Origin of the sequence: Glycomyces lechevalierae (assembly GCF_027622945.1) — a bacterium.
Taxonomy (GTDB): Bacteria; Actinomycetota; Actinomycetes; order Mycobacteriales; family Micromonosporaceae; genus Glycomyces; species Glycomyces rutgersensis.
In genome coordinates, this window is the sequence record NZ_JAPZVQ010000006.1 from 107,552 (window position 1) to 129,695 (window position 22,144).

The 22,144-nt window shown below is 68.2% G+C and carries 18 protein-coding genes, 1 tRNA gene and 1 pseudogene; 16 read left to right on the plus strand and 4 right to left on the minus strand.

The genetic code is table 11. The features are described from left to right. Positions 1-179: 179 nt before the first annotated feature. The 6 genes and pseudogenes from O2L01_RS12235 to O2L01_RS12255 all read left to right on the plus strand — a co-directional run bounded on the left by O2L01_RS12235 (position 180) and on the right by O2L01_RS12255 (position 8,945). On the plus strand, positions 180-4,511 hold the full coding sequence (locus O2L01_RS12235) for a family 43 glycosylhydrolase (RefSeq protein ID WP_270122221.1): 4,332 nt from the start codon (positions 180-182) through the stop codon (positions 4,509-4,511). A gap of 138 nt (positions 4,512-4,649) precedes the next feature. Continuing rightward, complete coding sequence (locus O2L01_RS12240) at positions 4,650-5,267, plus strand: hypothetical protein (RefSeq protein WP_270122222.1); 618 nt, start codon at positions 4,650-4,652, stop codon at positions 5,265-5,267. A 75-nt stretch (positions 5,268-5,342) separates the two neighbouring features. Further along, positions 5,343-5,783 (plus strand): annotated as a pseudogene (locus tag O2L01_RS25655) (WxL protein peptidoglycan domain-containing protein); the annotation flags it as partial. Positions 5,784-6,042: 259 nt separating this feature from the next. Next, a complete protein-coding gene (locus tag O2L01_RS12245) occupies positions 6,043-7,068 on the plus strand; it encodes an extracellular solute-binding protein (protein WP_270122223.1) in 1,026 nt (341 codons plus the stop codon). Between the two features lie 36 nt (positions 7,069-7,104). Continuing rightward, a complete protein-coding gene (locus tag O2L01_RS12250) occupies positions 7,105-8,028 on the plus strand; it encodes a carbohydrate ABC transporter permease (RefSeq protein WP_270122224.1) in 924 nt (307 codons plus the stop codon). Between the two features lie 8 nt (positions 8,029-8,036). Further along, positions 8,037-8,945, plus strand: coding sequence for a carbohydrate ABC transporter permease (locus tag O2L01_RS12255; RefSeq protein WP_270122225.1), 909 nt, complete (start codon positions 8,037-8,039; stop codon positions 8,943-8,945). Between the two features lie 265 nt (positions 8,946-9,210). Here the strand turns inward: O2L01_RS12255 and O2L01_RS12260 are convergent, their stop codons facing one another. Continuing rightward, a complete protein-coding gene (locus O2L01_RS12260) occupies positions 9,211-10,995 on the minus strand; it encodes an HNH endonuclease signature motif containing protein (protein WP_270122226.1) in 1,785 nt (594 codons plus the stop codon). Positions 10,996-11,481: 486 nt separating this feature from the next. Here O2L01_RS12260 and O2L01_RS12265 point away from each other — a divergent pair, with 486 nt between their 5' ends. The 9 genes from O2L01_RS12265 (at position 11,482) to O2L01_RS12305 (ending at position 18,669) form a co-directional block, all read left to right on the plus strand. Next, positions 11,482-12,939 (plus strand): RICIN domain-containing protein, encoded by a 1,458-nt coding sequence (locus O2L01_RS12265; RefSeq protein ID WP_270122227.1) that lies wholly within the window; start codon positions 11,482-11,484, stop codon positions 12,937-12,939. Positions 12,940-13,170: 231 nt separating this feature from the next. Continuing rightward, the gene (gene rpsE, locus O2L01_RS12270; protein WP_205328637.1) at positions 13,171-13,812 is read left to right on the plus strand and encodes a 30S ribosomal protein S5; all 642 of its coding nucleotides are present in this window, start codon (positions 13,171-13,173) and stop codon (positions 13,810-13,812) included. Between the two features lie 11 nt (positions 13,813-13,823). Beyond that, positions 13,824-14,006: a 50S ribosomal protein L30 gene (gene rpmD / locus O2L01_RS12275; RefSeq protein ID WP_106361906.1), complete on the plus strand. Its 183-nt coding sequence runs from the start codon at positions 13,824-13,826 to the stop codon at positions 14,004-14,006. 2 nt (positions 14,007-14,008) lie between these two features. Continuing rightward, entirely contained in the window at positions 14,009-14,482 is a 474-nt protein-coding gene (gene rplO, locus O2L01_RS12280) for a 50S ribosomal protein L15 (protein WP_344469422.1), read from the plus strand. Between the two features lie 251 nt (positions 14,483-14,733). Continuing rightward, positions 14,734-16,074, plus strand: a complete 1,341-nt coding sequence (gene secY / locus O2L01_RS12285; protein ID WP_270122228.1) for a preprotein translocase subunit SecY — start codon at positions 14,734-14,736, stop codon at positions 16,072-16,074. A 40-nt stretch (positions 16,075-16,114) separates the two neighbouring features. After that, on the plus strand, positions 16,115-16,750 hold the full coding sequence (locus O2L01_RS12290) for an adenylate kinase (protein ID WP_270122229.1): 636 nt from the start codon (positions 16,115-16,117) through the stop codon (positions 16,748-16,750). A gap of 4 nt (positions 16,751-16,754) precedes the next feature. Beyond that, on the plus strand, positions 16,755-17,591 hold the full coding sequence (map, locus tag O2L01_RS12295; protein ID WP_270122230.1) for a type I methionyl aminopeptidase: 837 nt from the start codon (positions 16,755-16,757) through the stop codon (positions 17,589-17,591). A gap of 24 nt (positions 17,592-17,615) precedes the next feature. Then, on the plus strand, positions 17,616-18,155 hold the full coding sequence (locus tag O2L01_RS12300) for a DUF1707 SHOCT-like domain-containing protein (protein ID WP_270122231.1): 540 nt from the start codon (positions 17,616-17,618) through the stop codon (positions 18,153-18,155). A gap of 37 nt (positions 18,156-18,192) precedes the next feature. Then, complete coding sequence (locus O2L01_RS12305) at positions 18,193-18,669, plus strand: DUF1707 SHOCT-like domain-containing protein (protein ID WP_270122232.1); 477 nt, start codon at positions 18,193-18,195, stop codon at positions 18,667-18,669. A 49-nt stretch (positions 18,670-18,718) separates the two neighbouring features. Here the strand turns inward: O2L01_RS12305 and O2L01_RS12310 are convergent. Further along, positions 18,719-18,794 (minus strand) — tRNA-His (locus O2L01_RS12310). Positions 18,795-18,885: 91 nt separating this feature from the next. Then, on the minus strand, positions 18,886-19,497 hold the full coding sequence (orn, locus tag O2L01_RS12315) for an oligoribonuclease (protein ID WP_270122233.1): 612 nt from the start codon (positions 19,495-19,497) through the stop codon (positions 18,886-18,888). 621 nt (positions 19,498-20,118) lie between these two features. On the opposite strand from orn, the gene O2L01_RS12320 reads away from it, so the two are divergent. Beyond that, complete coding sequence (locus O2L01_RS12320) at positions 20,119-21,075, plus strand: sigma-70 family RNA polymerase sigma factor (RefSeq protein ID WP_205328644.1); 957 nt, start codon at positions 20,119-20,121, stop codon at positions 21,073-21,075. Between the two features lie 77 nt (positions 21,076-21,152). Here O2L01_RS12320 and O2L01_RS12325 read toward each other — a convergent pair whose 3' ends face one another. Further along, the gene (locus O2L01_RS12325) at positions 21,153-22,055 is read right to left on the minus strand and encodes a C40 family peptidase (RefSeq protein ID WP_270122235.1); all 903 of its coding nucleotides are present in this window, start codon (positions 22,053-22,055) and stop codon (positions 21,153-21,155) included. Between the last annotated feature and the right edge of the window lie 89 nt (positions 22,056-22,144).

Sequence of the window (22,144 nt, forward strand, 5' to 3'; positions counted from 1 at the left end):
AAAGCACCGCGACCGTCGAAATAGGAGCCCCGTACACGTCCTACACCTGGGGTGAGGTGCGGCGGTCCGGCCGGCGAAATGCAGAGGCCGGACTGCACCCCTTGCCTCGCGAGCATCACTCCCGTTAATATCTGATACCGGTAACAACGTTGTTGCCACGTCCCCTCGAAGGAGAGCGCATGGACGTCCCATCCCGTGCGAGCCGCTTGATACCCCGACTCCTCGCCGCCGCAACGGCATTCGGCTTCGCGGTCGCGGGCGTCAGCCCGGCGCAGGCCGCGGCCCAGGACCACCTCGTGGCGCACTACGCGCTCGACGAGACGAGCGGCACCGTCGCAGCCGACAGCTCCGGCAACGGCCGCGACGCCCAGATCGCCGGGGGCGCGACGCTCACCGGCGGCGAGGGCGTCCGCCTCGACGGCGCCGACGACCACGTCAAGCTGCCCGACAACATCCTCGCGGGGATCACCTCGATCACGGTGAGCACCGAGGTCCTGGTGCGCCCGGAGCAGGGCACGCCCTATTTCATCTACGGTCTGGGCAATCCCGCGAGCTCGAGCTCGGGCACGGGCTACCTGTTCTCGACGGGCAACGCCTACCGCACCGCGATCACGACGGGCAACTGGTCGGGCGAGCAGAACACGACCAGCGGCGCGAACCTCGCGCGCGGCGTCTGGAAGACCATCACCTACACGCTGGACGACGCGACGAACACCGCGACCCTCTACCTCGACGGCGTCCAGGTCGCGCGGAACACCGGCGTCACGGTCACTCCGGCGCAGATCGGCGGCGGCACGACGACGGCGAACTACATCGGACGTTCCAACTACGCCGCCGACAAGTACCTCTCCGGCAGCGTCCGCGACTTCCGCATCTACGACGTGGCGCTCTCGGCGTCCGAGGTCGCGGCGCTCCAGCCGTCCGATGCGACGAGGGCACAGCGCGACCTCGACGCGCTCTCGCTCGGCGACCTCTCGAACGTGACCGCCGACCTCACGCTGCCGACGGCGGCACCGAACGGCTCCCAGATCAGCTGGGCCTCCAGCGACGAGGCCGTCATCTCGTCCACCGGCCGCGTGACGCGACCCGCGAGCGGCTCGGCCGAGGTCACGCTCACTGCGACGGCCGTCAAGGGCTCCGCAACGACGACGCGCTCCTTCGTCGCCACGGTGCCCGCGACGGGCGAGGCCGACCTCCAGGCCGATCTCGACGCCATCGCCATCCCGAACGCGGACGACATCCGCGGCAACATCACACTCCCCGCCACCGGCGCGGTGACCGGGAGCGCCGTCACCTGGACCGCGTCGCCCGAAGGCGTCGTGTCCACCGTGGCCGACGGCGAGATCGCTCCCGGCGTCGTCACCCGCGGCGCCACGGACCAGAACGTCGTCCTCACCGCGACCGTCGGCGGCCTGACCCGCGAGTTCGACCTCACGGTGCGGGCGGCCCGCTCGCAGGAGGAGTACGAGGGCTACGCCTTCGCGTACTTCACGGGCAACAGCGTCGCGGGCGAGAACATCCACTTCGCCGCGAGCGAGGGGAACAACGCCCTCGCCTGGAACGAGCTGAACGGCGGGCTCCCCGTCCTGTCCTCGCAATACGGCGAGCAGGGCCTGCGCGACCCCTTCATCATCCGCTCGCCCGAGGGCGACAAGTTCTACCTCATCGCGACCGACCTCTCGATCGGCTCCGGCACGTCATGGGACACCTCCCAGCGCCAGGGCAGCCGGTACCTCGAGGTGTGGGAGTCGCGCGACCTCGTGAACTGGTCGGCGCAGCGGCACGTGCTCGTCTCGCCCGAGACGGCCGGCAACACGTGGGCGCCCGAGGCGTACTACGACGAAGGCCTCGGCGCCTACGTCGTGTTCTGGGCCTCGAAGCTGTACGCGGCGAACGACCCCGGGCACACCGGCAGCACCTACAACCGCATGCTGTACGCCACGACGCGCGACTTCGTCACCTTCAGCGAGCCGCAGATCTGGCAGGACGGCAAGTCGCGCATCGACTCCACCGTCACGCTGCACGACGGCGTCTACTACCGCTTCACCAAGGACGAGGGCGCGGGAACGACCGGCTGCTCCGACATCATCCAGGAGTCCTCGACCTCCCTGCGCGCCCCGCTTCCCGAGTGGACCATGATCGACTCGTGCATCGGCCGCGACGCCGGCACGAAAGCGGTCGAGGGCCCCTCGATCTTCCAAGCGAACCCCGGCGACGTGAACGGCGGCGGCAAGCACTACCTGTTCGTCGACGAGTACGGCGGACGCGGCTACATCCCTCTCGTCACCGACGACATCGCGGCCGGCGGATGGACCGTCGCCCCTGAATACGACCTCCCCGCGAGCCCGCGCCACGGCACCGTCATCCCGGTGACCGCCGCGGAGCTGGCGGACCTCTACGAGGGCCGCGCGCCGATCTCCTCGAACGAGAACGGCGAGGTCGTGCGCTACGACTTCGCCGACGGCGCGGGGACGACGCTCGCGGACGTGTCGGGCAACGGACGGGACGCGAAGATCAACGGCGCGACCTGGTCCGACGGCGCGCTCACCTTCGACGGCACGGACGACTACGTCGACCTGCCGGACGACCTCATGGCCGGCCTCACCGACATCTCCGTCGACGCCGACGTCTGGGTCGACACCGCGCAGTCCGGCAGCTACTTCATCTGGGGGCTCGGCAACACCGACGCCGCGGGCGCCGGACGCGGGTACCTCTTCACGACGGGCAACGGCTCGTACCGCACGAGCATGACGACGAGCACGTACTCGCTGGAGCAGACGGCGAGTTCGGGTTCGGCGCTGCCGCGCGGACGCTGGGCGCACCTCACCTACACGCTGCAAGGGGAGACGGCCCGCCTGTACCTCGACGGCGTGCTCGTCGCGACGAAGACGGGCGTGACCGCCGATCCCGGCGACATCTCGGGCGGCGAGACCTGGGCGAACTACCTCGGCCGCTCGCTGTACGAGCAGGACGCCCGCTTCAAGGGCAAGTTCCGGTCGTTCGCGATCTACGACCGCGCGCTGAGCTCGGCCGAGGTGCTCGACGCGGCGGGCGCGACGGGCGCGATCACCGACGTGTCGCTCACCGACGCCGAGGCGCTCGCGAGCGCGCCGCTCGTCGACGCCCAGGCGCACACCGTCGTCCTCCCCGTCGTGAAGGGCACCGACGTCTCGTCGCTCGCGCCGGTCTTCGCCTCGGCGACCGGCGCCACCGTCTCGCCCGCGTCGGGCACGGTCGTGGACCTGTCCGCACCCGTCGAGTACACGGTCACGGCCGGCGCGGAGACCACGACGTGGACGCTCTCCGCCCAGGTCGTGAACAGTCCGGTGCTGCCGGGGCTCTACGCCGACCCGAACATCGCGGTGTTCGGCGACACCTACTACATCTACGCGACCACCGACGGGTACCCCGGCTGGGGCGGCAAGGACTTCTACGTGTGGTCCTCGAAGAACCTCGTCGACTGGACGCGCTCTGAGGAGCCCATCCTGACCCTGGACGGCGCGAACGGCGACGTCCCCTGGGCGAGCGGCAACGCCTGGGCGCCGACGATCATCGAGCGGGACGGGAAGTACTACTTCTACTTCAGCGGCCACAACGCGGCCCTGAACCGCAAGACCATCGGCGTCGCGGTCGCCGACAGCCCGGAGGGCCCCTTCACGGCGCAGCCGACGGCGATGATCCTCAACAACGAGGCCGTCACCTCGGGCCAGGCGATCGACCCCGCGGCGTTCCACGACCCGGTATCCGGGAAGTACTACCTCGCCTGGGGCAACGGCAGCCCCGTCATCGCGGAGCTGGGCGACGACATGGTGTCGATCAAGGCGGGCACCTACCGGCGGATCTCGGGACTGACCGACTTCCGCGAGGGAAGCTTCCTCAACTACCGCGACGGCCTGTACCACCTGACCTACTCGATCGACGACACCGGCTCGGAGAACTACCGCGTCGGCTACGCGACGTCGACGAGCATCGACGGACCGTGGACGTACCGCGGGGTGATCCTCCAGAAGGACACGTCGCTCGGCATCAAGGGGACGGGCCACAGCTCGATCATCAACGTGCCCGGCACGGACGACTGGTACATCGCCTACCACCGGTTCGCGCTCTCGGGCGGCGACGGGACCCACCGCGAGACGACGATCGACCGGCTCGAGATCGGCGAGGACGGCCTGTTCCAGGCCGTCGCCCCGACCCTTTCGAGCGTCGAGCCGCAGACCGTGCCCTCGCCGGGGCCGGAGTTCGCGGTGGCGATGGGATCGCGGTGCGTGGCCGGCAAGGTCGTGCTGACCGTGTCGGTCATGAACCAGAGCGAGGGACCGGTGTCGCTCGTGGTGTCGACGCCTTACGGCGACAAGACGATCGCGTCGCTGGCCGCGGGCCGCACGGCGACGATCGGCTTCACGACCCGGGCGGCGCAGGCCGCGGCGGGCACGGTGACCGTGACCGCGACGGCGGCGGACGGCACCGCCGCAGAGCAGGAAGCCGCCTACGCGGCCGCGAGCTGCGGCTGAGGGCGCAAGGGCGGCGGCCCAGGGCCGCCGCCCCGCCCCGTCGGCGCCAAGTCCGGCGGGGCATTCCCGGATGACATGAGCGTCGTCCGGTCTGGAGGGCGACAGTCGCCCACTGCAGTCCAAGAGAGGTCTCTCGACATGAATCGTGGAATGGCGAAGCGGGTGACGGTCGCCGCGTTCGGCGGCGTGATGCTCGCAGGAGTAGCGGGTGCGGCGTTCGCGGAGGAGCAGGTCGGCACCGGTTCTGATGTGGACGTGAACGTGACCATCGAGGACATCGACCCCGGTGTGCTGGCGATGAGCGTGGCGGGCACGACGACGACGCTGGCCGAGAACGGGTCGACGGAGACGGTGCGACAGTTCACGGGCGATCTGCCGACGGTGACCGTGACGGACACGCGGACCGCGGAGGAGATCCCGGACGGCGCGTTCTGGTGGGTCGAGGGCACGGCCTCGAGCTTCGTGGGCGATGCGGGACAGGCGCCGATCGGCGCCGAGAACCTGGGCTGGTCGCCCTCGCTCGTGGACGACGGCTCAGGCGCCGTCGCCGTGGGCCCGGACGTCGCTCCGGCGCTTGACACCGCGGAGGCCCCGAACAACGTCGGCCTCCAGGGCCGCGAGCTGCTGGCGATGGCGCTCACGAGCGACGAGGCGATCGGGTCGTGGGAGGCCGGCGCCACGTTGACGCTGCAGGTTCCGGCGGACGTCGAGCCCGGCTCGTACAGCTCGACGATCACGCTCTCGCTGTTCGAATAGGGCCGATCAGGCGGGTGCCGGCCCTTCGCGGCACCCGCCCGCGTTCTCGCCTCCTGATCTCCGGAAAGGCCGATGATGGTTCCCTCGCTCCCCTCCCTCGCGGTACGCAGTCTGTGCGCCGCCGCGGTGTTCCTGGCCGCCTTGGGACCCGCCGCTCCCGCCGCGGCCCAGACAGGTGAAGACCCGGGCACGGTGACATGGTCGGTGCGCCCGGCGGACGAGTCGGGCGAGGACGGCCGGTCCTGGGTGGAGCAGGAGCTCGACCCGGGCGAGAGCGCGACCGAGCACCTGGCGGTCCACAATCTGTCCGACCAGGACGTGACGTTCCGCATCTCGGCGGCGGACGGGTACTTCGGGGACAACGGCCGCTTCGGCATGCTGCCCTCCGACCAGGAGTCCGTCGACGCAGGGCTGTGGATCGAGGTGCGGGACGAGGTCACAGTCGGCGCGGACGAGACCGTGATCGTGCCGTTCACGACCACGGTGCCGGAGAACGCGACTCCGGGCGACCACGCCGCGGGGATCGCGGCGTCGGTCCTGTCCCAGCAGGCGGGGGAGGACGGCGCGACGGTCGGTGTGGAGTCCCGTGTTGGGTTCCGCGTGATGACCCGGGTGACCGGCGAGCTGGCGCCCGCCGCGTCGGTCGAGGCGGTGGCGTCCTCGTACGACCTGTCCTGGAATCCGTTCGCGCCCGGCTCGGCGCAAGTGTCGTTCGAGGTCGTGAACACCGGCAACGCCCGCCTCCTGGTGACCGGAGTCGTCGCGGCCGGCGGACGTGAGATCCCCTTCCAGCGACGGCGAGCTCGCCGAGCTCACTCCGCTGCTCGACGCGCCCTCCTACGACGACCCCGAGGTCACCGTCCGGGACACGCTCCGCGACGGCGTGCTCGAGGCCGGCACCTTCAACGGCAAGGTCTACGCCCTCAACTACGTGTTCAACGCGTGGACGATCTGGTACGACGCCAAGCTCTTCCGCGACCAGGGCTGGACCCCGCCGACCACATGGGAGGAGATGCTCGCCCTCTGCCCCACCATCCAGGCCGCCGGGATCGCGCCGTGGACCTACGCCGGGCAGCACCCGGTGTACCTCTACGACATGTTCCTCATGCTCGCCGGCCGCCACGGCGGCGCGCAGGTCCTCAAGGACATCGACAACCTCAAAGAGGGCGCCTGGAGCAACGAGTCGGTCGCGCTGGCGGCCGAGGCGATGCACGGGCTCGGCGAGGCCGGGTACCTGCTCGACGGCAGCGCCGGCATCGACCACATCCAGTCGCAGACGGCCTTCAACAACAACGAGGCCGCGTTCCTGCCGTGCGGCTCCTGGCTCCCCAACGAGCAGCGGGCGATCGCCCCGGCGGACTTCGAGTACGCCCCGATGGGCGTGCCCTACCTCGAGGGCAGCGCCCAGCCGGGCCTGATCAGCGCGGGCGGCGACGAGCCGTTCGTGGTGCCGAAGAACGCCACGAACCTCGCGGGCGCGTACGAGTACCTGCGGATCATGCTCTCGAAGGAGGGCTCGCAGATCTTCGGCGACACGGTGCAGGCGACCACGGTCGTCAAGGGCGTGGAGCTCGACAACCCGACCGCGAAGATGACGAACGAGCTGGTGTCCAATCCGGACGACATGTTCCAGCCGCAGTTCCGGTACTGGTACACGAAGATGAACGAGGAGGTGCGCCCGGCGCTCGGCCAGCTCATCAACGCCGAGACGACGCCCGAGGCGTTCATCGAGCGGATGCAGACGGTCGCCGACGACACCGCCGCGGACGACACCATCGAGAAGTTCACCCACGACGACTAAGCGCCGCAAGCGGACCGAGAGAGGAGGGCCTGGGCTGTGAAGCACGGCAAGTACCCGTTCATCCTGAGCTTCCTGGCATTGCCGGTGGGGCTGTACGCCTGGCTGGTGATCCTGCCGTTCGCCCAGGCCTTCCAGATCTCCCTGACCGACTGGTCGGGGTCGTCGAACTCCTTCGACTACATCGGGTTCGACAACTACGCGAACCTCTTCAAGGACGAGCGGCTGGTGCTGCCGGCCTTGCGGCACACCGGGATCATCCTCGTGGTGCTGCCGCTCGTGACGATCGTGCTGGGCCTGTTCTTCGCGTTCATGCTCAACCTCGGCGGCCGGGTCCGCCAGGGCCGCATCGAAGGCGTGCGCGGGGCCCGGTTCCACAAGGTCGTCTACTTCTTCCCGCAGGTGCTCTCGGTGGCGATCATCGGGATCCTGTGGAAGCAGGTGTACGCGCCCGAGAACTTCGGCGGGCTCATCACCGGGGCGCTCACCGCGGTCGGGCTGCCGGCCCCGGTCAACGGGTTCCTGGCGGACACGCGGTTCGTGCTCGCCTCCGTGATCGGCGTGCTCGTGTGGAGCGCGGTCGGGTTCTACCTGGTGTTCTTCTCATCGGCGATGGCGTCGATCCCGCGCGACTTGTACGAGGCGGCAGTGATCGACGGGGCCGGGCGCGGCGCGATGTTCTTCCGGATCACGCTGCCGCTGCTGTGGGACTCGGTGCAGACCGCGTGGATCTACCTCTCCATCGTGGCGCTCGACGTCTTCGTCCTCATCTACATGATGACCCCTGAGCGCGGCGGTCCGAACGCGGCGAGCGAAGTGGTCGGCGGGGTCATCTGGAAGTACGCGTTCAACCACGGCGAGCAGGCGTTCGCGTCGGCGCTGGGCGTGGTCCTGTTCTTCGCCGCCCTGTCCCTGGCGGTCGTGTCGCTGCGGTTCGGCCGCCGCGAGCAGATCGAGTTCTGAGGAGCGACATGGCAACCGACACCGCCCCCGCCGCCGAGGGGACCGCCGAGGCCGCGCCCGCGCGGACCCCGCAGCGCGCCCCGCGCCCCGAAGGCAACGTGCTCAACGTCTTCTCCCACGGCTTCCTGTGGCTGTGGGCCCTCATGGTCATCATCCCGGTGGCCTGGATCGTCATGTCCTCCTTCAAGACCACGCGGGAGATCGCCTCGGACCCGCTGGGCCTCCCGAGCGCGCCGCACTGGGCGAACTACGTGAACGCGTGGACGAACGGGAACATCGGCGGGTACTTCCTCAACACCGCGCAGGTGCTGGTCTTCAGCGTCACGGGCACGATGCTGCTGGGGGCGATGGCCGCGTATGTGCTGGCCCGCTACGAGTTCCCCGGCAACCGCGTCATCTACTTCGGGTTCGCCGCGGGGATGATGTTCCCGGTGTTCCTGGCCCTGTTCCCGCTGTTCAAGACCCTGCAGAACGTGGCGTTGCTGAACACCTACACGGGCCTGGTGATCGTGTACATCGCGTACTCGCTGCCGTTCACGGTCTTCTTCCTGACCGCGTTCTTCCGAACGCTCCCAACGGGTGTCGCCGAGGCGGCGGTCGTGGACGGCGCAGGGCACTACCGGTTGTTCTTCCAGGTCATGCTGCCCATGGCCAAGCCCGGGCTCGTGGCGATCACGATCTTCAACGTCATCGGCCAGTGGAACCAGTTCCTGCTCCCGCTGGTGCTCCTCGGCCGCAACCCCGAGGACGCGATGATCTCCCAGGGCCTCGCGAACCTCGCGCTCCGCCAAGGCTACGAAGGGGACTCGGGCGCGCTGTTCGCCGGGACCGTGCTCGCGATGGTCCCGATCTTCATCGCGTACGTCCTCTTCCAGCGCCAGATCCAGGCCGGATTGACTGCCGGCGCCATCAAGTAGACGCAGGGGCAGGCGCGGGCACTGGGGCAGGCGCACGAGAGCGCGCGGGCACCGGCGCGGAATCGAGCGGGCGGCGACGATGAGGCAGTAGCAGGGCTCTGGTCTGTCTCCGACTTCCCGGTCCTGTTGGGCCCGAGTTCAACCTGGCAGCGACAACGAGGCCTCATGCGGTCCTGGCCGGTCTGCGACCACCTGGCTTGATCGGGTGCGGCAGCGAGGTGGCAGCGGGGCTCGGGTCGACTTTTCAGCTTCCCGGATCACTTGTCTACCGGTTCAATCGGGCAGCGACAACGAGGTAGTGGCAGGGCCCGGTCGTTCTCCGGCTGCTCTGCCCGATCCGGTCCTGGTTCAACCTGGCAGCGATGGGAAGTGGTTGGCGCGGGGGTTGGTTTCTTGGCTTGGGCATGCCGAGGGGCCCGAACCTCAAGGGGAGGTTCGAGCTGCACTGCGTGGTGTTGCCGTGCGGCGCTTCCCCCAGCAGTCGCCCGCTGGGGCAGCCTAAGACCGGTATCGGGGAGGGCGGGCTCGGTGCCCTGAACTTCTCTCGGCATCTGGCCTTCGCCGCTCGCATCGCTTGCAATGCCCGGTCGCGGTCGATGGCCTCAGCCATCCCATCCAGGTCAGGCTTCATGCTCTCGGACCATTCCGAGCGGTAGAGCCCGGTGGGGAACACATCCCATTCGGTCCCTTGGTGTTCGGCATCCATGTCGTGGTCGGTGCGCCAGTCGGAGCAGCCGCAGCCTTGGCTGTCGTTGCCGCCTGGGCCTTCATGACCGTCATGGTGGGTGATGATCGCCTGGCCGGGCCCGGTCTTCTCCACCGACCAACCAGTGGTGTGGATCCGCCCGTGGTGGAACCTGCAGAGCAGGATCAGGTTCTCAGCGGCCGTCACACCACCGTCGGCCCAGTGCTGGATGTGGTGCGCCTCGGTCCAAGCGACCGGCCGGTCACAACCGTGCCAGGCACACCCTTCCGGTTGCTCCAGTTCCAGCTTGCGGCGGAGGGAAGCGTTCGGCAGGCGCATCGCCCTGCCGAGCTCGACGGCTTCACCGGTGGCGTAGTTGAACACCGAGGGGATGACCCCGGCCTCGCAAGCGAGGAGGCGGGCACGGGCGACACTGATGGGCTGGCCTTCCAACAGGGGGAGGCGGCCGGTGTCCTTGCCCTGCAGGGTCTCGATGTCCACGACCAGGTCCAGGGTGGCGGTGTGCCCGTGCCTGGTGGCGGCTTGCGGGGAGGACCCGTACCCGGCCAGAAGCTGGTGGAGGGCCTCGGCATTCCGGTTCGCCTGCGCGGGCAGCAGGCCCTCACTGTCGTCTTCGCTGCCGGCCTCGGTGTCTTCCTGGCGAGGCGGCGGGCAGGCGGTCTTCAGGTACTTGTCCAACAGCCGACCGGTGGTGTCGGACAGGGTGCCTTCCAGGGCCCACATGCCGTTGCCCTGCGGGGTCAACTCCAGGCGCTGAAGGGACTGCTCACCCAACTCGTCGAAGAGTTCGGTCTCTTCGGCGATCGAGGCCCACAGCTCATCGAGGTGCCGGCGCAGGTCTTTGAAGGAAGCATGAGCGCAATACTCGGCGACCATCGCCTCAGGCGTGGCACAGAGGATGTCCGGGTCGAAAGGCGAGACCGCAGGGGTTCTGAAGGGCGTCCGGGCGAACAGGCGCATGGCGGGGGTCTGGTCGAGCTGGCGGACGGCGTAGGCGACCTGGTCGATCCTGGCTGTTCCTGTCGTTGCCGCTTTGGCCAGGATCCGGAACTTCCCTGAGAGTCGGGCGATGGCCGCGATGGATCCTGCCGTGTTGTAGGTGAAGTCGAACTGCGACAGCAGGAGGTCCCTGAGGGCGGAGAACCCGAACTCGGAGCGGTGCAGGCCTTGTTCCTTCATCGCGATCACTGCGGACAGGACCTGGGTGTGGAAGGCATTGATACCGGCGGCGGCTTCATCGAGCAGGGAGCGAACCTCAGCAGCCTGGGAGCGGCGGTCAGCAGGAGCAGGGAGGATCGAGGCGGAGAGGACCGGAGGACTGGTGTGGGTGTCGCAGTGGGCCATGGGTCTCGCCTCCTCACCTGTTCTCGAATGATCTGGCTGTTTTAGCTTGCCTGTTCGTACTTCAATGATGACATCCCACCGCGACAGTGTCATCACCCGATAGAGTGAACATTCCATAGAGGACTATCGATACCTCGCCCCACCTCCACCCCAACCTCCCTGAGGTGCAAGACAAACCAAAGGAACATCGCCGCCCCGCCAGCCGTGCCCCGGCGCTGCCCGTCAGCCGCTGGGCACACCCACCCGCCCTCAGACCTCTTTGTCGCTGCCCGCTCTAACCTCAATCGCCACAGCGCCGCACGCCGCAGTGCCCGCCTTTCCGGCCTCCCGGCCTCCCGGCGTCCCTGCGTCCCTGCGCTCCTGTCGCCGCAGCCCGTTCCTCCACCGGTTATACGAAGGGTCTTTACAAGGGTTCCAATCTGTGGAAATATCGAACTCATTCGATCCCCCACGCTTCCCCTTGCGACCCTTTCGAAGGAGACGACGATGTCCCTGCGCAGACGGCTCGGCGCCCTCGCCGCGGCGACGGCCCTGACGACCGCGGGCCTCGGCCTCGCCGCCCCGGCTCCCGCCACCGCCGCGCCCGCGGCGTTCGACAACGGCCAGACCATCACCGACACCGCCGGCAACCTCATGCACGCCCACGGCGGCGGCATGCTCAAGGTCGGCAACACCTACTACCTCGTCGGCGAGCAGCGCAACGACTACCTGTTCGACCAGGTCAGCATGTATTCCTCCACCGACCTCGTGAACTGGACGTTCGAGAACGACATCCTCAGCGCCGAGTCCGACCCCGAGCTCTCGCCCTCGAACATCGAGCGGCCCAAGGTCATCTACAACGCCGCCACGGACAAGTACGTCCTCTGGGCCCACAAGGAGAACGGCGTCGACTACGGCGACGCCGAAGTGGCCGTGGCGGTCTCGGACACCGTCGACGGCGACTACCAGTACCAGGGCTCCTTCCGCCCCGCCGGGTACGACTCCCGCGACATGACGCTCTTCGTCGACACCGACGGCACCGGCTACCTCATCTCCGCCGCCGACGTCAACTACGACCTCAACGTCTACCGCCTCACGCCCGACTACCTCGCCATCGACGAGCTCGTCTACGTCTTCGACGGCTACCACCGCGAAGCACCGGCCGTGTTCCAGCGCAACGGGGTCTACTTCCTCGTCACCTCCGGCGCGACGGGCTGGAACGCCAACCAGACCCAGTACGCCACCACGACGAACTTCCCCGAGGGGGCCTGGTCCGGCTGGACCAACGCCGGGAACTCCACGACCTACGGCTCCCAGCCGACCTTCGTGACCACCGTGCAGGGCACCGCCGGCACCAGCTACCTCTACATGGGCGACCGCTGGGGCCCGCAGTGGGGCGGCAAGCCCATGGACAGCGAGTACGTCTGGCTCCCGATCAGCTTCCCCAGCAACACGTCCATGACCCTGACCTGGTACTCCACCCTCAACATCGACGCCGCCGCAGGCACGGTCCAAGGCGTCGTGGGCACCGAGGACGGCAGCCCGTACGCCACCAAGTTCGTGAACGCCGCCTCCGGCCGCTGCGTCGACGTGCCCAGCGGCTCCAGCACCGACGGCACCCACCTCATCCAGTACGACTGCTGGAACGGCGCGCCCCAGGCCTTCACCTTCGACCCGGTCTACCCCGGCTCCAAGGTCGGCGCCGTCTCCAACACCGCCACCGGCAAGTGCTGGGACGTCCTCGACCAGGCCACGGCGAGCGGCACCCCCGTCGGCCAGTGGGGCTGCTGGGCCGGCGGCAACCAGCGCTTCTCGCTGCGCGCCTCCGCCAACGGCAACTACGCGATCGTCGCCCAGCACTCCGGGCTCTGCCTCCAGGCCGCCTCGACCGCCAACAGCGCCGCGATCGTGCAGGCCACCTGCACCGGCGCCACCAGCCAGCAGTGGGACGTGACCGGACTCTAGAACACGCCCGTCATAGACAAGGACCGCTGCCGGCGGACTTCGCAGCGCCGGCGGCGGTCCTGCTGTGTCCCCGGCCTCAGCCCGACCCCGCCGTTCGCCGAAGAACCCCTGACCAGGCATAATCGAGAGGTTGCGCCTCGGCGCAGCGTCTCCGGGTCTTCGAATCCGGATATTCCATGCGAGTCGGCCCTATTTCGGGCTGGCGTTGAGCGAACGAAAGGAATCAGTCTCGTGGCTGATCAACAGCAAGCTGCCGCCGGCGGCCGGGACGGCGGCGGCGACCGCCGCGGCGGTCGCGGCGGTCGTGGTGGACGCGAGGGCGGTCGCGGTCGCGACCGCGCCGAGAAGTCCCCGCACGTCGAGCGCGTAGTCACCATCAACCGCGTCGCCAAGGTCGTCAAGGGCGGCCGCCGCTTCGCCTTCACCGCCCTCGTGGTGGTCGGCGACGGTGACGGCAACGTCGGCGTCGGCTACGGCAAGGCCAAGGAAGTTCCCGCCGCCATCGCCAAGGGCGTTGAAGAGGCGAAGAAGAACTTCTTCAAGGTCCCCCGCATCGGCGGCACCATCCCGCACGAGGTCTTCGGTGAGGACGCGGCCGGCCGCGTGCTGCTGAAGCCCGCGTCCGCGGGTACCGGTGTCATCGCGGGCGGTCCCGTGCGCGCCGTGCTCGAATGCGCCGGCGTCCACGACGTCCTGTCGAAGTCCCTGGGCTCCTCGAACGCGATCAACATCGTCCACGCGACGGTGGCCGCGCTCAAGGGCCTCGAATCCCCGGAGGCCGTCGCGGCCCGCCGTGGCATGGCGCTCGAGGACATCGCTCCTCAGGGCCTGCTGCGCGCCCGCGCCGAGGCCGCCGCGGCCGCGAAGGCTTAGGGGTTCACGACATGGCACGTTTGAAGATCACCCAGCACAAGTCGGTCATCGGTGAGAAGCCGAAGGCCCGTGCGACCATCCAGACGCTCGGCCTGCGCAAGATCGGCCAGACCGTCTACAAGGAAGACCTTCCGCAGTACCGCGGCATGGTCCACCGTGTCCGTCACCTGGTCGACGTCGAGGAGGTCGAGTAGTCATGGCTATCCGCATTCATGACCTGCAGCCCGCCCCCGGCGCCAAGAAGGCCAAGACCCGCGTGGGTCGCGGTGAGGGCTCCAAGGGCAAGACCGCCGGCCGCGGCACCAAGGGCACCAAGGCCCGCAAGACCGTGCCGGCCGGGTTCGAGGGCGGCCAGCAGCCGCTCCAGATCCGTCTGCCGAAGCTCAAGGGCTTCAAGCCGCACAACAAGCTCGTCTACACCGTGGTCAACCTCGACCGCCTCGCGGAGCTCTTCCCCGAGGGCGGCCAGGTCGGCCCCGACGAGCTGATCGAGGTGGGCGTCCTCAACAAGAAGGAGCTCATCAAGGTCCTCGGCTCCGGCGAGCTCGAAGGCGTCAAGCTGGACGTGAAGGCCCACGCCTTCTCGGCTTCCGCCGTCAACAAGATCGCCGCCGCCGGTGGTTCGACCACCGTGGTGGACAAGAAGACCGGCGAGGCCCTGGGCGCGTAACCGCACCCGGACCACCGGTTCGAACAAGAGATCCGCGAAACGGGTCGGAGGGAACTCCGGCCCGTTTCGTCGTGACTAATGCCGAATACTCTGCGTCCGAATGCGCCTGCTAGGCTCCCATGGCGAGGACCACCGTCTTCCTCGGGCGTGTGACGCTCTCGCTACGAACTACACACGCCCACTGGTTACGAAAGGTGTTGCCCCGCAACGCCTAGGGCCCCGCCAGGGGGTCTTGTTCAGGAGGAACCGCATTGCTCTCCGCCTTCATCAGCGCGTTTCGGACCCCCGATCTGCGCAAGAAGATCCTGTTCACCTTGATGATCATCGGACTGTATCGTCTTGGTGCGCAGATGCCGAGTCCCGGCGTGGACTACGCGGCAGTGCAGACCTGCCTCAACCTCAACGAGCAGACTGACGAGGGCGGCGTCTTCGGACTCCTGAACCTGTTCACCGGTGGAGCGCTCCTCCAGCTCTCGGTCTTCGCACTCGGCGTGATGCCTTACATCACGTCCTCGATCATCATGCAGCTCTTGACTGTCGTGATCCCGAGGCTCGAGCAGCTCCGCAAGGAGGGCCAGCCCGGCCAGGTCAAGATCACCCAGTACACGCGCTACCTGACGCTGGGCCTCGCCCTGCTCCAGGCCTCCGGCTACATCGCGCTGGCGCGCTCGGGCATCCTGTTCCAGGCCGAGTGCCCGGACCCGATCCTCCCGGACCTGTCCGCCACGGACGCCAACGTCCCCTACTGGATGACCATCGTCGTCGTCGTGGCCGTCATGGTCGCGGGCACCGCGATCATCATGTGGTTCGGCGAGCAGATCACCGAGCGCGGCGTCGGCAACGGCATGAGCCTCTTGATCTTCGCGTCCATCGCGGCGCAGATGCCGGGCCAGTTCTGGTCCCTCCGCAAGTCCGAGGGCTGGTTCATGTTCAGCGTCATCATCGGGCTGTGCATCGCGATCATGGTCGCGGTCATCTTCATCGAGCAGTCGCAGCGGCGCATCCCGGTGCAGTACGCCAAGAAGATGGTCGGCCGCCGGATGTACGGCGGCACCTCGACCTACATCCCGCTCAAGGTCAACCAGGCCGGCGTCGTGCCCGTCATCTTCGGCTCCTCGCTGCTGTACATCCCGACGCTGTTCCGCCAGCTCAACCAGAACAGCGACTCGTCGTGGGTCAGCTTCATCGACCGCTACCTGCTCAACCAGGGCTCGTGGGTGTACATCACGCTGTACGCGTTCCTCATCATCTTCTTCACGTACTTCTACGTCTCGATCACCTTCAAGGTGGACGACGTCGCCGAGAACATGAAGAAGGCCGGCGGGTTCATCCCCGGCGTGCGCCCCGGCAAGCCCACCGCGACCTACTTGCAGCGAGTCCTGTCACGCCTGACCTTCCCGGGCTCGCTGTACCTGGCCGCGATCGCTATCCTTCCCAATCTGGCCATCATCGCGTTCGGTAACCAGCAGCTGTTCGCTCAGTTCGCGTTCGGCGGCACCTCGGTGCTGATCATGGTGGGCGTCGGCCTGGAGTCGGTCAAGCAGATCGAGTCCCAGCTGATGCAGCGCCACTACGAGGGCTTCCTCCGCTGAAGTAGGAAATCTTCATAGGCATTACACGGGAGGAACAACTGTGCGACTGGTACTCGTAGGCCCGCCCGGGGCAGGCAAGGGCACCCAGGCGGAGATCATCGCCGAGCGGCTCGGCGTCCCCAAGATCTCCACGGGCGACATCTTCCGCGCGAACGTCTCCGGCGGCACGCCGCTGGGCCTCAAGGCCAAGGAGTACATGGACGCCGGGAACCTCGTGCCCGACGAGGTCACCAACGAGATGGTGGCCGACCGGCTGGCCCAGGACGACGCCAAGGGCGGCTTCCTGCTCGACGGCTACCCCCGCAACACCGAGCAGGCCAAGGTCCTCGACCGGGTCCTCGAGGCGGCGGGCAGCACGCTCGACCTGGCCCTGGAACTGGTCGCCAGTGACGACGAGGTCGTGCGCCGCCTCTCCGGGCGCCGCGTCTCGAAGTCGACCGGCAAGGTCTACCACCTGGAGTTCGACCCGCCCGCGGACCCGGACTCCGACGACCTGTACCAGCGCAGCGACGACCAGCCCGAGACGATCAAGAACCGCCTCAAGGTCTACGCGGAGCAGACCGCGCCGCTCGTGGGCTACTACGAGGCGCAGGGCAAGCTCGTGCGCATCGACGCGATCGGCGAGGTCGCCGAGGTGACCGAGCGCGCCCTGAACGCCATCGGCGCCGCGGAATAGCCCTGTGTTCCGCCGTCGCCAGCAGATCCAGTACAAGACGCCCGAGCAGATCCTCACGATGAGGAAGGCCGGCCTCGTCGTGGCCGAGGTGCACCAGGCCATGCGCGAATCGGCCGGCCCGGGCGTGACGACGGCGGAACTCGACCGCATCGCCGAGCAGGTGATCCGCGGCTGCGGTGCGACGCCCTCGTTCAAGGGCTACGACATCGGCAACGGCCCTTACCCGGCCTCGATCTGCTCCTCGGTGAACGAGCAGGTCGTGCACGCGATCCCCTCCGAGGACGCGGTCCTCAAGGAAGGGGACCTCCTGTCGGTCGACGTCGGCGCGATCGTCGACGGCTGGCACGGGGACGCGGCCATCACCATCGAGATCGGCGAGGTCGCGCCCGAGCTGACGGCCCTGCGCGAGGCCACCGAGGCCGCCATGTGGGCCGGGATCAAGGCCGCGGCCACCGCGAAGCGCCTCGGCGGCATCTCGAGCGCCATCGAGCAGTCCGTGGATGCCTCGGGCGAGTACGGCATCGTGACCGGCTTCGGCGGGCACGGCATCGGCACCGAGATGCACCAGGACCCGCACATCCTCAACTACGGCCGCCCGAGCGAGGGCCCGAAGCTGCGCCCGGGCATGGCCCTGGCGATCGAGCCGATGCTCACGCTCGGCTCGGAGGACACCGCCGAGCTGGCGGACGGCTGGACGATCGTGACCGACGACGGCTCCGCCGCGGCGCACGTCGAGCACACCATCGCGCTCTGCGAGGACGGCGTCTGGGTCCTCACCGCCCCCGACGGCGGCGTCGAACAACTGGGCGACGCGGTCGCGAGCGCGGCTCGCGCGGAATAGGACCCCGGTGCCATAATTGGCATCGTGACCGAAGACCACGGCAAGCTGCGCATCTCGAACGCCGACCGCGACAAGGCGATCGCGCAGCTCCAGGCCGCCCTCGACGAAGGCCGGATCGACCTCGCGGAGTTCGACGAGCGGGCCAAGACCGCCTACGAGGCCAAGACGAACGCCGAGCTCGACCTCATCTTCGACGACCTGCCCGGCGGCCGTCCGAAGGAAGGCGAGGTCGTTGCGGCCGAGCCCGCCGAAGCCCCCGAGCACGACCGCCCCCGCGGGCCCCGCTTCCATCAGCTCCCGGCCCTGCGCGGCCTCGTCACGGTCGGCGTCATCACCACCGGCGTGTGGGCCGCCTCCTCAATCGCCTCGGGCGAGTGGCACTACTTCTGGCCGATCTGGCCGATCCTCGGCCTCGGCATCGCGACGATCATGCAGGTCGTCAACGGCGGCTGGGGCCACCGAGACTGGGACCACGGCGACGCCGGCGAGCGGCACGAGCGCCGGGCGCGCGAGCGCGAGGAGCGGCACGAGCGACGCAGTCGCCACCACCGCGACCGCTACTGAGCCCCCTGCGCCCCGAACCCCCAAGGAGCCCAACCGAATGTCCTCCCTCGAACGCTTCGGCGGCGACCGCGAGATGCGGATCGGCAACGCCGAGCGCGACGCCCTCGCCGACCTCCTGCGGACCTCCGTCGACCAGGGCTACCTCGAGCTCGACGAGTACGAGAAGCGCGTCGACGTCGTCATGGCCGCCAAGACCGTCGGCGACGCCCTGCCGGTGCTCGTGGACCTGCCCGCCTACCGCACGATCGTCGAGACCGAGCCCCCAGTGAAACGCGGTGTGCCCGACTGGATCAAGTGGATGTGGTTCGGGTTCTCCATCCCGATCACCATCTGCCTGTCGATCTGGCTCGTGATCTTCTTCTTCGCCGGCCACACCTACCCGTGGCCGATCTGGGTCGCCGCGCCGTTCATCGGTGTCGGCATCCCCATGACGCTCGCCGAGCGGTTCATCATGCGCCCGGCCGAGGAGCGCAAGCGCCGAGAGCAGTTGCGCCGCAAGCGCATGGAGGGCTAGCCCCCGGACAAGCGAAAAGCCTCGCGGCGGTGCCGCGAGGCTTTTGCATTGGGGTGACCGACGGGGCTCGAACCCGCGACCTCCTCGACCACAACGAGGCGTTCTACCAGCTGAACTACGGTCACCAAGATCGGTTCCACAGGCGAAACCTGGGACCGGCGACAATCATAGCCAAGCTTCCGGCGTTCCTGTCAACGGGGTTCGGTGTCGGCCGTCTCAGTCCTGCGGCGTCCCGGCGACGCTCGCCGCGGCGGCCTTGGCCTCGTCGCTGCTGGGGCCGGGCAGGGGCACGAACAGGGTGCGCCGGTAGTACTCGAGCTCCTGCACGCTCTCGTTGATGTCCGCGAGCGCGCGGTGGGCGAGGCCCTTCGGCGGCTGGTTGTAGTACACGCGCGGGTACCAGCGCCGGGCGAGCTCCTTGATGGAGGACACGTCGATCATCCGGTAGTGGAGGTGGTCGTCGAGGCGCGGCATGTACTTGGCGATGAAGGTGCGGTCGGTGGCGATCGAGTTGCCGCACAAGGGGGCCGTGCGCGCCTCGGGCACGTACTGCTTGATGTACTCCAGGACCGTGTCCTCGGCCTCCTGCAGGGAGATCCGCGAAGCCCGCACCTCGTCGGTGAGCCCGGACTTGGCGTGCATGTCGGCGACGAACGCGCCCATGGCGTCCAGCGTCGCGCCCTCGCAGGCGATCACGATGTCGAGGCCCTCGTCGACCGGGGTGAGGTCGGGTTCCGTGACGAGTACGGCGATCTCGATGAGGGCTTCGGTATCCGGGTCGAGGCCGGTCATTTCGCAGTCGACCCACACTAGGCGTTCTTCAGTCACCGGGCCAACTCTACGCGCAGGCGACACGTTGGGTGATCTACGAGGCACGCTGCCGGAAGCGGGCCCGCGGGCGCCGGGGAGGGCGCAGACTGAGGAGAACGAGAGGTGTTCGGAATCGGACATCAACGCCTGGGAAAGGTGTTGCTTGTCACCGCTACCGTCCGCTATGGTGCGGGTATCAGAGCGTCGCCGCCTTTGCGGCCCGGATCGCAGTGATTAGGGCCGCAATAAGATGATCTCTCAACTTTTTCAAGGTAGGGCGCGTGTACCCCTAGAGATTGAAGGTTTGCGATGAAGCAGACCGGAGACGATACCGTGACCAGGACTCGGGTCATCAGGCCTCTGCCGAGGTGAGGTGATCCCCGTCTCAGAGACATCATGAGGACGACCTGTCCTCGTCTCAGAAACGGGAGCCGTGAACCGAGCTTAGCCGACGATTACGGGTACTCGAAACGATGTGAAGGCAACTGGGCCCCGAAAACCCGGCGGCCACCGAATCGCATCGATTTCGTAACCGTGGCGCATCGAACACCGGGGCACGGAATTCCACGCAACGAAGCGGTCGTTGTAACTGGTACACCGCTCACGCGGTGTCGGGGGACGAGGAAGCTGGAGGAGACCTTGAGCGTGGAGCAAACGACAACACCCACCCTCACCACCGAAGAGGTCGCTGAGGAACGAGACCTTGTGGGTGTCTACCTGCATGAGATCTCGAAGACGCCGCTGCTTGACGCCGCCGCCGAGGTCGACTTGGCGAAGGCTGTCGAAGCCGGTCTGTTCGCGAAGCACCTGCTCGGCGAGGGGGAGACCTTCGGCGACGCCACCGAGAAGGACCTGAAGCGCCTGGTCGAAGACGGGGCGAAGGCGAAAGAGCAGTTCATCAAGGCGAACCTGCGGTTGGTCGTCTCGATCGCCCGCCGGTACGTCCGCTCCGGGATGCCGATGCTCGACCTGATCCAGGAGGGCAACACGGGCCTGGTCCGCGCCGTCGAGAAATTCGACTACCAGCGCGGCTTCAAGTTCTCGACGTACGCCACGTGGTGGATCCGCCAGGCCATCAGCCGGGCGATCGCCCAGCAGGAGCGCACCGTGCGCCTGCCGGTGCACCTGGTCGAGGACGTCAACCGGATGCGCAACGTCACCCGCCAGCTCACCCGTGAGCTCGGCGGCGACCCCGAACCCGACCAGGTCGCCAAGGCACTCGGCGTCACGGTCGAGCGGGTCAACGAGCTCATCCGCTGGAGCCAGGACACCGTCTCGCTGGACACGCCGATCGGCGACGACGGCGACACCAACCTCGGCGACCTCGTCGCCGACTCCGACGAGCCCAGCCCGGAGGACGTCGTCCTCGCCGGGATGGAGCGTCAGCGGATCGAGATGATGCTCAACCACCTCGACGAGCGCTCAGCGGGGATCGTCAAGGCCCGCTACGGGCTCGAGGACGGCCGCGAGCACTCGCTCACGGAGGTCGCGCACCGGTTCCACCTGTCGCGCGAGCGCATCCGCCAACTCGAGATCCAGGCGCTGGCACGCCTCAAGGAGCTGGCCAACGACCAGGTCATGGCCGAAGCGGCTTGACTGCGTAACAAGCACTAGGACACATGGCGGAAGGGCCGGGGCGAAAGCCCCGGCCCTTCCGTCGTTCACGGTGTCGGTCAGACGCGGCGGTAGCCGTCGACGGACATGCCCATGTCGTCCAGGTTCGTGATCTTCACGACGTCGCCCGGCTTGGGGGCGTGGATGACCTGGCCGTCGCCGATGTACATCGCGACGTGGTTCTCGCCGTTGTAGAAGATCAGGTCGCCCGGCTGCAGGTCGCTGCGGTCGATCGAGCTGGTCTCGTCCCACATGGACCACGTGGAGTGGGTCAGCGAGATGCCGGAGACCTCGTACGCGCCCACGATGAGGCCCGAGCAGTCCCAGGTGTCGGGGCCGGCGGCGCCGAACACGTAGGACTCGCCGAGCTGGTCCTTCGCGAACTGGACGGCGGCGGTCGCGGCGTCGGCGCTGTAGGAGGCGGTCGAACCGGAGTCGGCATCGGAGTCCGAGCCGGAGTCCGACTCGCTCGCGGCGGCCTCTTCAGCGGCGGCTGCGGCTGCGGCCGCAGCGGCTTCGGCCTCGGCGGCCTCGGCTTCATCGTGGGCCTTCTCGGCCTCGTCGATCTGCGTGTCGAGGTCGGCGAGCTCCTGCTTCGCGGCCGCGATGTCGGCGTTGAGCGTGTCGGCGGTCTCGGAGGCGGCCTGCGCCTCCTCGTACTTGTCCGACTGCTCCTGCGCGTAGGCGACCAGGGAGGTGACCTTGGCGCCGAGGTCGTCGTCGGCGGATTGGACCGCGGCGGTGACGACGCTGAGCTGCGCGCCGGAGGTGCCGTACTCGGCGGTGGCCGCATCGATGACGGCCTGGGCCGCGTCGAGCTTGGTCTGGAGCGCCGTGAGGTCGGCGGCGGCGGTGTCGCGCTGCGTCTCGAGATCGGTGAGGTGGTCCTCGATGTCGGAGGCGGAAGCGGAGGTGTAGTCGATGTCGGCCGCGTCGGCGTGCGTGCCGGCGAATGCCGTCACGAGCCCGACGGTGGCGAGTGTGACGCCCGTGTAGGCGGCGACGCGGCGAAGGATGGCGCTGGTTTTCGAACGTTGTTCAGTATCAGAGC